The organism is Roseovarius spongiae (assembly GCF_003651245.1).
In the GTDB taxonomy this organism is placed as follows: Bacteria; Pseudomonadota; Alphaproteobacteria; order Rhodobacterales; family Rhodobacteraceae; genus Roseovarius; species Roseovarius spongiae.
Genome location: NZ_RAPE01000001.1, coordinates 788,903 through 800,536, shown reverse-complemented (window position 1 = coordinate 800,536; position 11,634 = coordinate 788,903). Strand labels below are relative to the sequence as shown.

Below are 11,634 nucleotides of genomic sequence, written 5' to 3'. Positions count from 1 at the left end.
GAAATTCTCCTTTGCCAAGCGAAATTGAGATGGGACAGGCGCACGTGACAGTTGGGTCGCCCGAGTCATACTACACCATCCGCCTCAGAGTCGCATCGCGATCAATGAAGTGGTGTTTGAGCGCCGCGCCGATATGGAGTGCCAGCAGGACCAAAATCACCGGAGGCGCAAGGTCGTGAACCGCGCCGGCGACACCGTCTAGCCACGCGGTTTTCGCCGGCGCAGAGAGCAGCGTCACACCCCAGATGCTCAGGTCGCGACCGGCGGCGATTGTCATCAGGACGCCCGAAACGGGCATGGCCAGAATCGCGATCAGAAGTCCGATATGGCTGAGTTTCGCCACCCGCTCCTGCCAGCGCGGCGCCTTGATGGCGCCGCGCGGAAAACCCTGTGCGATGCGCCAGCCGACACGCCATAGACCGTAGATCAATACGGCGACGCCGAGAGCCTTGTGCCATTGCATGTAAGGTCCGATCGCCTCACGCGTCAGGCCGCCGTTATCGATGTAGAGGCCAAGACCGAGAGCACCGAGAAACAGCGTCGCAGATATCCAGTGGTTCAGCTTCGAGACAATGCCGAAGCTGTCAATCCCGTCGCTCAGCCGGGGTGCGGTGGAGCGGGTGCGATGCAGGCTTGGGTCGTGCGCCATGTCCGTGTCCTCCTTGGCCGGGGAAAGGGCGGCCAATCGGCCGCCCTCCGAAGGGTCAGTTGTCGGGATCGGTTTCGGGTGCGCCAGGCGCGGACCGAGATGCGCCGCGCTGTTGCAGGGTCAGCGCCCCGTCACCGTCGCGGTCCATCCGATCGAACATCCGGGAAACACGGGTGTCCATTTCGTCGCGACTGATGACGCCATCGCCATCGGCATCGAGATGCTGGAACATGTCGACCATGCGCGAGCGGGTGAATTCGCGGTAAAGCGTGTCGAACTCCTCGATCGAGAGCGCGCCGTCGCCAGAAGCGTCCACCTCGGCCAGTCTGGAGGCGCGGTAGCTGTCCACCTCTTCGCGTGTCACCGTTCCGTCACCATCGGCATCCACCGCGTCGAACAGCGTGCGCATCATCTCGCCGCCGAACCCGCCCCGCCGGTGCTTGCCGTGATGCTTGCCGCGCATATGGCGCGCGCCGCGATCCCGGTCGCCGCGATAATCGGCACGGATAACCTGCGCATCCGCCGAAGCCTGATCGCCGGCTGCCGGCGCGGTCTGGGCGGTCGCAATCATGGCGCCGGACCCGGCCAAAGCAAGCGCCAGAAATCCGACGGGAAGATAATTCGATCGTTTCATTGCCTCATCCTTTCAAAGTTGGCAGCGAAGGCGTCGTGCCTTCGATGCCCTGGATATGGATGATCCCGGGTCTGAATGTGTGTCAGCGTGAAGGGAGTATCGTCGCCAACTGTCGTAGAACCGGGGTTTGACATGATTTGCGACAAATTTCTCCTCGTCCGGATTTGGCCCGCTCTATCAATCGGACACGAAATGACGGAGTTTGGGAAGGCAAATTACCGAACTGGACCGAAGCCCGATGGAACCGCCCGCCCCGCAAATCCTGATCGTCGATGACGCGCGCGATATCCGCGAGCCGCTTGGCCAGTATCTGGGCAAGCAGGGGTTTCGCACAACGCTGGCGGCGAATGCAGGCGAGGCCCGGCGCGTCCTGGGCGATCTGCGTCCGGCGCTGGTCGTCCTCGACATCATGATGCCCGGCGAAGACGGGCTCAGTCTCTGCCGATGGCTGGTGGCGCGTGGAGGCCCGCCGGTGATCCTGCTGACGGCCATGGCCGATGAGACCGACCGCATCGTCGGGCTGGAGCTGGGCGCTGATGACTACCTCGTCAAACCCTTCAACCCGCGCGAGCTGCTCGCGCGGATTCGGGCCGTCCTGCGCCGGATCGAGCTGCCGGGACCGAAGGTGCCGACCGAGCGGCGTCGTTTCAAAAACTGGCTGCACGACCCGGCGGCGCAGACCGTCCAGCGCGATGACGGGCGCAAGGTGGCGTTGACCTCGGGCGAGAACCGTTTGCTCGGCGTAATGCTCGACCATCCGCAGACCGTCATGTCCCGCGACAGGCTTCTGGATTTGACGGCGGGCCGGGACGCCAAGGTCTATGACCGCGCCATCGACAACACCGTCAGTCGGCTGCGCCGCAAGATCGAAGACGATCCGAAGGCGCCGCGCCTCATCGTGACCGAATGGGGTGGAGGATATCGGCTGGCCGCCGATGTGGTCGAGGAATGAAGCTGCGCTTCTCCGTGGACGGGCTGGCGGTGCGTTTTTCGCTTCTGCTGACCGTGGCGCTGATCGCCGCAACGCTGATCGCGGCGGCGCTGCTTTATGCCGATCGGGCGCGGCAAGACCGCGCAAACCTGATTGAGCGGGAGGTCCAGCGGATCGTCTCACTGGTGCCGGCCATTGAGGCGGCCCGGCCAGGACAGCGCCAAGTCGCTGCCCGCAGAGCGTCGACGCGGTTTTCGCGGGTTTCGGTCGATCCCCACCCGGTCGTTGACGAAATGCCCATCGCGCCGAGATCGGTGGCCCTGGCACGCGAGCTGCGCGCCGCCCTGGGGGACCGTGACGTTCGCGCGGCCATCATGGTGCGCGGTCGCAACGGTGAGCGGCGGGGCCGCGAGGCCGTCGCGTTGTCCATTCGCCTGCGTGGCGACGGCGGGGCCGAATGGCTCAATTCCGTCTCGCGCGGGGGCCGCCCCGGGGGGCCGCCGGGGATTCCCGGGAAAATCCTTCTTCTGGCGCTGGGCATTTCCCTGTTGTCGGTTCTCGGTGTCGCGCTCTTTTTCGTCCGCCGTCTGACACGGCCGCTAAAGGACCTTGCCGCCGCCGCCGGCGCAGCCGGCCGGGGCGATCGCAGCGTTCGCGTGGCAGAGACCGGCCCGCGCGAACTGCGCGCCGCATCCGCGGCCTTCAACGACATGCAGGATCGGATCGCGCGCTTCGATGCCGAACGGATGCGCACGCTTGCCGCCGTGGGGCACGACCTGCGCACGCCGATTACCGGCTTACGCATCCGCGCCGAGATGCTGGAGGAAGAAGACGCAGCGCCGATGATCCGCACGCTTGATGAGATGACGGTGATGGCGGATGGGCTTGTGACCTATGCACGGGGCGCGGGAGATGCCGAGCGCGCTCAGCCTGTCAATCTGGCCGGTATGTTGTCGCGGCTGTGCGACGAGCGAGGCGTCCAGTTCACGCGCGGCGACGGCGCAACCGTCAGCGGCCGGCCCGTCGCGCTCGGGCGTGCGATCGGCAATATCGTCGACAACGCCATCCGCTATGGCGATGGCGCGCACGTGGCGCTGGCCCGGGACGACGCCAGCGCGATCATCACGATCGAGGACGAGGGCCCGGGCGTTGCGCCGGATCGCCTGCGCGCCGTGTTCGAGCCGTTCGTACGCGGAGAAGACAGCCGCAGCACGGAAACCGGCGGCGCGGGCCTCGGCCTTGCCATCGCACGCAACATCGTGATTTCGCATGGCGGCGAAATCAGCCTGGAAAACCGCGCCTCGGGCGGGCTGCGCGCGACGATCCTCCTGCCGCTGTCTGCATGACGCGCACGGCTGGAAGTCATTCAATGACACATGCTCGCAAGAAAATTACCAACCGACGAAGGCAACAAGTGTAGAGAAATTCGGCTGAGAGACGGCGTCCGGGCGTCCTAACGCCGGGGCAGTGCTCAGCCTCGATCGCATAACCCTCAACGACAACAGAAAAATCCAGCCGCCGCCGGATCGAGCGAACGCTTCCGTGAGGGCATGTGGCGGAGCGACAGGGATTCGAACCCTGGAGACGGTCTCCCGTCTACACACTTTCCAGGCGTGCGCCTTCGACCACTCGGCCACCGCTCCGTTGGAGGCTTCTAGCGTCGTTTGACGTCCGCTCGCAAGGGGTTGGGCGCAAAATTCGCGGGTCCGCGACGCGCGGGCGTGGTCAGCTTTCCAGATGCAGGTGGACGCGGCGGTTCTGGCGGCCTTTTTTCTCGACCTTGCCGATGCGAACCGCGCCGATCTCGGCGGTGCGCGCGACGTGGGTCCCGCCGCAGGGTTGCAGATCGACCTGGTCGTGCCCTTCGCCGATGCGCACCAGCCGGATGCGCCCGGCGCCCCTGGGGGGCGCGACCGACAAGGTCTTGATCAGCCCGGGGTTCGCATCGAGCTCGGCGTCGTCGATCCAGGTCTGCGTGATCCGCAGGTCGCTGTCGACGAGTTGGTTCAGATGCGCCTGAATCGTGCCAACGTCGCCCGGCGCGTCGGGCATGTCGAAATCGAGGCGGCTGCGGGCCTCACCCACCGAGCCGCCGGTCACGGGCAGCGGGATCGCCACGGACAGCAGGTGCAGCGCGCTGTGCATCCGCATCAGGCGGTGACGCCGCTCCCAGTCGAGCGACTGCAGGACTTCGACGCCGATCGCGGGCAGCGCCTGCGGCTCGGCGGGGACGAGCGCGATCTGGCCCGCCTCGCCCTTGACCGTGGTGGCGACCGACATCAGCCCGCCCGGCCACGTCAGCCGCCCGCTGTCGCCCGGCTGACCGCCCCCGGTGGGGTAGAACACCGACCGGTCGAGCACCGCCCCGCCCTCGTCCGTATGGGCGATCACGGTTCCGCGCGCCTCCCGCAGATAGGCGTCGTCGCGAAAGAGCGGTTCGGTCATCGGCTTTCTCCATCGGGGCCGGCCTCGGCCGCGTCGGATGGATCCTCGGGGCGTTCCGGTTGTTCCGGGGCGGCGTCGGCGTCTTGGGGCGGCGGCGTCCCCTGCCCGGCCGCGCGCACTGCCGGCGCCAGAGCCTCGGGGTTGCGGATCCAGAGGTCCCGCTGCGCGTAGGGCATCTCGATGCCCTCGGCGGCGAACCGCCGGGCGATCTCGTGGTTCACCTCGTCGGTGACGTTCATGACCCAGTTGATGTCACGCAGGATCATGCGGATGTCGAACTCGAACGCATCCGTGCCGATCCGGCTGAAGATCACCGATGGCGGCGGGTTCATCAGCACCATCGGGTTGGCGCTCGCGATCTCGGTCAGGATCTCCTGCACCTTCTTGGTGTCCGCGGCGTAGGACACGCCGACCGACACCACGCAGCGGCCCACCGTGTTGCCGCGCGTGTAGTTGGTGACCGTGCCGCTCACCAGGTCGGCGTTGGGGATGATGAGATCCGAGCGGTCGAAGGTCTGGATCCGGGTGGAGCGCACCGAGATTTCCTTGACCGTGCCGTGCTGGCCTCCAACCTCGATCCAGTCGCCCTGGCTGATCGGGCGTTCGATCAGCAGGATGATCCCCGAGACGAAGTTGCTCACGATGTTCTGAAGCCCGAAGCCGATCCCGACCGAGAGCGCCCCGGCCACGATGGCGAGCGAGCTGAGATCGATGCCCGCGGAGGTGATCGCGATGATCGCCGACAGGAATATCCCGATATAGCCGACGCCGGACACGATGGCGTTGCGCCCGCCGGCGTCCATCCTGGTCTTGGGCAGCAACGTATTCTTGAGCGTACCCTGCAACAGCCGGGTCACGATGAAGCCGATCGTGAAGATGATCGCCAGCGTGATGAAAATCGTGGGCGAGATGGTCATGCCGCCGAGCGTGATGCCCTGGGTGAACTTCATCCACAGTTCGGACAGGTCGGCGGCGCGCGCGCCCCAGATCAGCGCGAAGAACGGCGAGGACAGGATCACGAGCGCGAAGCTGAGCAGCACCGGCATCAGGTCGTCCGCCGCGCCTTCGCGGTCGCGCGACGCCAGCATGTAGAGCTCCGTGACCATCCGCTGTAGGATCAGCAGCAACGACAACAGGATGAGCGACAGCAGCGACGGCAGCATCAGCGCCACGGCCGCCTTGTAATACCCCACCGCCGCAAGTGCGGGCGCGGCGACCGCGAGCAGGAAGAGAGCCTGCGACAAGAGCCGCATCAGGCGATTGCGGTAGGTATCGGCGGTCTCGTCCGCGGCGATGTTCTTGTAATGCCGCCGCAGGAGCCGCGCCAGCCGGATCAGCAGAAGACCCGCGATCACCATCACCGGGAACAGGATCACGTTGACCGCGGCCTCGGACCAGTTGTTGACCTCGCCGATGCGGCGGAAGAAATAGAAAGCCGCGATGATGAGGCCGAGCGCGCCGCCGTACCAGCGCCCGCTGCGGCGCTGCTCGGGTTCGAGTTGCAAGGGCAGACGACCCGCTTCGACCCGCGGGAACACGCGCAAGGCCTGCCAGCGCACCAGCAGGAAGATGAAGAACGCGGGCTTGAGCGCGCTCAGCACCAGGTCGCCGCGCAATCCTACGATGCCGCTTGAATGGGCCGCCTGGATCAGGAACAGCAGACCGATGAACGGCACGACGATCTCGCCCAGGGACATCAGCAGCGCGATAAGCCAATGCGCCGACGAAACCCGGCTTGGCAGCACGAAGCGCGCGGCGAGTTCGACCCAGAACCGCCCGCGGATCAGCAGCACGAGGCCGAGGATGGCGAGGACGATCACCTTGGGAAGATCGTTCTTGAATTCGGTATAACGCGTTTCGCCGTCCCAGGCGGAGACCACTTCGTTGCGGATCGTATCGATCGTGTAGGCAAGCGCGTTGACGCCCGGCTGCCAGTGCTTGGGGTTGAGCGGCGACGGCCCCAGCTCCAGCAATTCGTCGGCCTGGCGGTCGCGGATGATGCTGTCGATGCCCTTGATCATCCCGTCGGCCTGGCTGTAGGCGAGCTGCGCCTGCCGGACCGGGGCGGTGAGACGGTTCAGCTGGTCGTTCAGCTCCGCGCGCTGCTTCGCAATTTCCGGCGCTTCCTCGCCGCTTTCCGGGGGCGCGCCGAGCGCCGCGATCTGCGCCTGCACCGTCGAGATGGCGTTCGCGTTCGCGGTTTGCGCCGCGAGAAACCTGTCGCGCCAGTCGACCAGTTGGGCGCGCAGCTCCTCGAGCGCGGGCGTCGAGGCGCGCGCCGTCTCGATTGCGCTGTTGGCGCGTGCGGCGGTCTGCCTCCATTGTTCGTAATCCGGCATTGGCGCGGCCTGCTGCGCCGTCGCGCCCCCGATCAGCCCCGGTCCCGCAAGGGCGGCGGGCAAAAAGGCCAGCGTCAGTGCGATCAGCAGCGTGCGCAAAAGCGCCATCATCCCTCGAACACCCCGGGGATCGAACGCGGCGACTGGCCAAGCCAGTCGGGAACCGGCAGGCCTTTTTCTTCGAGGAAATCGCGGTTGAAGAGCTTGGACTGGTAGCGCGTGCCGTAGTCGCAAAGCACCGTCGCGATGGTGTGCCCCGGCCCCAGTTCGCGCGCCAGATGCACCGCCCCTGCGACATTCACGCCCGAGGACGCGCCGAGGCAGAGCCCCTCTTCGCGCAGGAGGTCAAAGACGTAGGGCAGCGCCTCCGCGTCGGGGATCTGGTAGGCGAAATCGGGGGTGAACCCCTCGAGGTTCCGTGTGATGCGCGCCTGCCCGATGCCTTCTGCGATGGAGCCGCCCTCGGACTCGAGCTCACCAGTGGTGTAATAGCTGTAGAGCTTGGCGCCCATCGGGTCGGCGATGGCGATCTTCACGCCCTTGGGTTGCAGCGCCATGCCGACGCCCGCGAGCGTGCCGCCCGAGCCCACCGCGCAGACGAAGCCGTCGACCTTGCCGTCGGTCTGGTCCCAGATCTCCGGCCCCGTGCCCTCGATATGCGCCTGCCGGTTCGCCACGTTGTCGAACTGGTTGGCCCAGATCGCGCCGTTGGGTTCGCTCTCGTTCAGCTTCGCGGCCAACCGTTCGGAATAGCGCACGAAGTTGTTGGGATTGGAATAGGGCGCCGCGGGCACCTGCACGAGATCCGCGCCCGCGAGGCGCAGCATGTCCTTCTTTTCCTCGCTCTGGGTTTCGGGGATGACGATGACCGTCCGGAACCCCATCGACGCCCCCACGAGCGCGAGGCCGATCCCGGTGTTGCCGGCGGTTCCCTCCACGATGGTGCCACCCGGCTTTAACGCGCCACGCGCCACCGCGTCGCGGATGATGAACAGCGCCGCGCGATCCTTGACCGACTGGCCGGGGTTCATGAACTCGGCCTTGCCGAGGATGGTGCATCCGGTCTCTTCGCTGACCTTGCGCAGCCTGATCATCGGAGTGTTGCCGACCGCGTCGGCCAGGTCTTTCGCGATACGCATGCGCCGTCCCCTTCGCTGGTTGAGGCCACACTTAGGGCGGTGCAGGGCGAAACTCAACCACAACCCGCGCGCGGATCAGAAGATGAAATCATCCTCCGAAATCGAACCCCAGATCACCGTAATCCACGATGTCGTCACCGCCACGGCCATGCAGCCGCTCAATGCCGCTCACTGTCGGGACGAATTCAGTCGCAGTAAAGATGTTGTCTTGGTCACTGCCGAAAATGTAATCCGTATAGGCCGTGAGCCGGACATTCTCGAAACTCTCGGTGTCGTAGAGATGTCGCCAGAGGCCCGAGGAGACGCCGTCGATCGCGTCGATCTATTCACCCTATCGGCGCAGACGTTCGCGCGCCTGCGCCAGCCAGAGCAGCGCCACCACCAGCGGGCCGTTATCGGCCTCGCCGGTGCTCAGCAGGTTCTGCGCCGCGTTGAAGCTCAGCACATGGGTGCGGATGTCCTCGTCTTCGCTGTCCAGCCCGCCGGTCCCCCGCTCGGCGTCGGGCAGATCGCACAGGCCGACATAGGCGTGGAAATACTCGGTCGAGGTGCCGGGCGTGGCGTAGAAGCTCGCGACATGCTCGAGCGCGCGCAACTCGAGCCGCGCTTCCTCCTTGCACTCGCGGCGCGCGCAGTCCTCGGGCGTCTCATTCGCGTCGACGCGCCCCGCCACGGGCTCGAGCATCCAGGGGCGCGGATCGCCCCGCCGGTATGGCCCCATGCGGAACTGTTCGACCAGCAGCACCCGGTCGCGCGCGGGGTCGTAGGGCAGCACGATGGCGGCGTCGGTGGCGACGAACACCTCGCGGCGCAGGACCGGACCCATGCCGCCGGCGAAGGTCGGGTAGCGCAATTCATGGATGTCGGTCACGAAAAAGCCCGCATGGGCGCGCTCAAAGCCAACCTGTTCAACCTCGTTCGCGCTACAATCGCTGCGGATATCGGCCGGAACGCCCGTGGCGGCGGCAAGGCGCGCGGCGGCGCGGGCGCGGATCATCGGGACGCGGCGGCTCAGTTCCTCGCCGCTGATGCGTCCGAAATAGCTCATCTCCTCGACCGCCGAGAGCCGCGCGAGCGGGCCGAACCGCGCCTGCCAGTCGCCGAGGTCGAACCGCGCGCCGCGCTCCCAGAGGCCGGGATCGGGAAAATAAACAAGCGCGGTTCGCGCCTCGCCGCCCGCCCTCACTTCGACCGCGCGCAGGCGATAACCGAAAGAGCCCTCGTAGAAATCGAACCGCGCCACCTCGGCTTCGCTCAGATCGGTCGCGAGCAGCCCTTCGGCCTGCGCCCCCGCCTGCGGCGTCAGCGTAGGAAAGCTCTGCCCCCGGGCCCAGTCGACCGCGTGATCGGGCAGGACCGCGGGGGTGATCCGCATGTCGTCCGGGTCGGTTCCGATGACGATGCGCAGCAGTTCGGGATCACGCAGCGTGCCGTAGAAGAAGAGCGTCGTCATGCGGGTCAGGTCCACCGCCGTGCGACGAATTCGGTCAGGAGCCCCGCGACGATGCTGCCGATCACAAGCGTCACGATGAGCGGCGTGTCCCAGAGAAACTGAAGATACTCCAGCGCGTTGTTGAAGATCCCGACGATCGCCTCGATAGGTCCCTTGAACTTGCGGTCCAGCGATTGCTTGAGCATGAGGTTGAAGCTCTGGGCGAAGAGCGCCCAGAACACCAGCGCCGCCCCGCCCGTGAGGCCGATGCTGACCGACTCGACGTATCCCCTTCCGGTGCGGCTGCCGATCACGAACCAGCCGCAGAGCAGGCCGAGCGCGACGTTGACGTAATTGAACCAGCCAAAGGCGGTGTGCGGCGGCATCAGCGGGCGGACCATCTCGGATCCTACCCAGCCGAGCACCCCCAGCGATACGGCGGCGATCAGGCGCGCGCTGCTCGGCATTCTGTGGGATTTGGGCATCTGTCCGGGCCTTGCGATAGGGGTCAGCGTCACGGCGCAGTTTCCGGCCAGAAGCGCGCTGGCGCAAGAGGCGAGATGGAAAATCCGGCCTTGTGTTCGCAGCCGTGCCCTTTGCGCTTCAGAACGCGCGCGCCTCGTATGCGGCAAGCGCGCGCTCGCGCCCCTCCTTCAGCCCCACGACCGGGTCGGGATAGACGTCAGTCGGCGCCATGTTCCAGCGGCGCGGGATCGCGTCGAAATAGGCCAGCGCGGTCTCGCTCGGGTCGTCCTGCCCTTCGGCGATCCAGGCGCGCACGTATCGGCCCTCGGGGTCGAATTTCCCGAGCTGCGTCTCGGGGTTGAAGATGCGAAAGAAGGGCGCCGCGTCCGGCCCCGATCCGGCCGCCCATTGCCAGCCGAGCGCGTTGCTGGCCGGATCCCAGTCGGTCAGGTGCTCCGCGAACCATTCCTGCCCGACGCGCCAATGGGTCATCAGGTGCTTGGTGAGGTAGGACGCGACGATCATCCGGCCGCGGTTGTGCATCTTGCCTGTCACGTACATCTCGCGCATGGCGGCGTCGACGAAAGGCACGCCGGTGCGGCCCTGTTTCCAGGCCTTGATCTCGGCCGCGCGCTCATCGTCCTTCCAGGGAAAGGCGTCCCACTTCTCGCGCCAGTTGCGCGTGGCGATCCGCGGCGTGTGGTAAAGCAGGTGATACGCGAATTCGCGCCAGACCAGTTCCTTGAGCCACTGTTCGGCCCCCTTCGCGCCCTCGTGCAGCGCACGCATTCCGGCGCGCCAGCACTGCGCCGGGCTGATCTCGCCCAGCGTCAGGTTCTCGGACAGCCCCGACGTTCCATCGAACGGGGGCTTGTCGCGCGTCGTGAGGTAGCGGTCGATCGCGTCGGTCGTGAACCATTCCAGCCGCTCCTGCGCCGCGTCCTCACCGACGCGCTGATGCGGCAGACAGACCTGCGCGCCGCGCTCCATCGCCGCGCCGAGGCGCCAGTCCTCGAGTGCGTCGCTCTTAGGCCAATCCGCGGGGCGCGGGAGGTCCGAGGGCGCAGAGAGCGGTGCGGCGACGTCGCAATCCTTCACCGCGCGCCACATCGGGGTGAAGACCTTGTAATGTTCGCCCTGCTGCGTCTCGACGGTCCACGGCTCGAACAGCAGGTGGCCTGCGTGGCTCTGCGCGTCGATCCCGTCCTCGCTAAGCGCGGCTTTCACCGCCTTGTCGCGCTCTATGGCCTCGGAGTCGTAGAGGCGCGACCAGCGGACCGCCCCCGCCCCCGTTTCCCTGACCAGCGCGCGCAGGACATCAAGCGCATCGCCATGCCGCAGGATGAGCCGGCTCCCCCGCTCCCCGAGCCGCTGCGCAAGGTGATCGAGCGAAAGGCCCAGCCGCCACTTCGCCGCCGCGCCCAGCCCGTCGACCGCGCCGTCGCGGATGAAGACCGGGATCACCGGCCCGCCGCGCTCAAGCGCCGCGCAGAGCGCCGGGTGATTGGACAACCGCAAGTCGCGGCGCAGCCAGAGAAGCGTCGAGGTGGTATCGGGCATGGGCGGACCTTTCGCGTTAACGTTTTATACGTGGTCCGCC

The 11,634-nt window shown here is 66.6% G+C and carries 10 protein-coding genes and 1 tRNA gene; 2 read left to right on the top strand and 9 right to left on the bottom strand.

Annotation, left to right across the window (positions count from 1 at the left end; translation table 11 throughout):
• Positions 1-70: 70 nt before the first annotated feature.
• A complete protein-coding gene (locus tag D6850_RS03870; RefSeq protein WP_121163935.1) occupies positions 71-649 on the bottom strand; it encodes a cytochrome b in 579 nt (192 codons plus the stop codon).
• Positions 650-704: 55 nt separating this feature from the next.
• Positions 705-1,283: an EF-hand domain-containing protein gene (locus D6850_RS03865; protein ID WP_121163933.1), complete on the bottom strand. Its 579-nt coding sequence runs from the start codon at positions 1,281-1,283 to the stop codon at positions 705-707.
• 238 nt (positions 1,284-1,521) lie between these two features.
• Here D6850_RS03865 and D6850_RS03860 point away from each other — a divergent pair, with 238 nt between their 5' ends.
• Entirely contained in the window at positions 1,522-2,235 is a 714-nt protein-coding gene (locus D6850_RS03860; RefSeq protein WP_121163931.1) for a response regulator, read from the top strand.
• Complete coding sequence (locus D6850_RS03855; RefSeq protein WP_121163929.1) at positions 2,190-3,560, top strand: ATP-binding protein; 1,371 nt, start codon at positions 2,190-2,192, stop codon at positions 3,558-3,560. Before D6850_RS03860 ends, D6850_RS03855 begins: the two co-directional genes overlap by 46 nt.
• 207 nt (positions 3,561-3,767) lie before the next feature.
• Here the strand turns inward: D6850_RS03855 and D6850_RS03850 are convergent.
• The 7 genes from D6850_RS03850 to D6850_RS03820 form a co-directional block, all read right to left on the bottom strand.
• Positions 3,768-3,857, bottom strand: a tRNA-Ser gene (locus tag D6850_RS03850).
• An 82-nt stretch (positions 3,858-3,939) separates the two neighbouring features.
• Positions 3,940-4,659: an alanyl-tRNA editing protein gene (locus D6850_RS03845; RefSeq protein WP_121163927.1), complete on the bottom strand. Its 720-nt coding sequence runs from the start codon at positions 4,657-4,659 to the stop codon at positions 3,940-3,942.
• Positions 4,656-7,109, bottom strand: coding sequence for a DUF3772 domain-containing protein (locus D6850_RS03840; protein WP_121163925.1), 2,454 nt, complete (start codon positions 7,107-7,109; stop codon positions 4,656-4,658). The genes D6850_RS03845 and D6850_RS03840 overlap by 4 nt, the downstream gene beginning before the upstream one ends.
• The gene (locus D6850_RS03835; RefSeq protein WP_121163923.1) at positions 7,106-8,137 is read right to left on the bottom strand and encodes a cysteine synthase A; all 1,032 of its coding nucleotides are present in this window, start codon (positions 8,135-8,137) and stop codon (positions 7,106-7,108) included. The genes D6850_RS03840 and D6850_RS03835 overlap by 4 nt, the downstream gene beginning before the upstream one ends.
• Before the next feature lie 331 nt (positions 8,138-8,468).
• Complete coding sequence (locus D6850_RS03830; RefSeq protein WP_121165086.1) at positions 8,469-9,590, bottom strand: NUDIX domain-containing protein; 1,122 nt, start codon at positions 9,588-9,590, stop codon at positions 8,469-8,471.
• A 5-nt stretch (positions 9,591-9,595) separates the two neighbouring features.
• Entirely contained in the window at positions 9,596-10,036 is a 441-nt protein-coding gene (locus D6850_RS03825) for a TrgA family protein (protein ID WP_245964089.1), read from the bottom strand.
• A gap of 136 nt (positions 10,037-10,172) precedes the next feature.
• On the bottom strand, positions 10,173-11,594 hold the full coding sequence (locus D6850_RS03820) for a cryptochrome/photolyase family protein (RefSeq protein ID WP_121163918.1): 1,422 nt from the start codon (positions 11,592-11,594) through the stop codon (positions 10,173-10,175).
• Positions 11,595-11,634 lie beyond the last annotated feature (40 nt).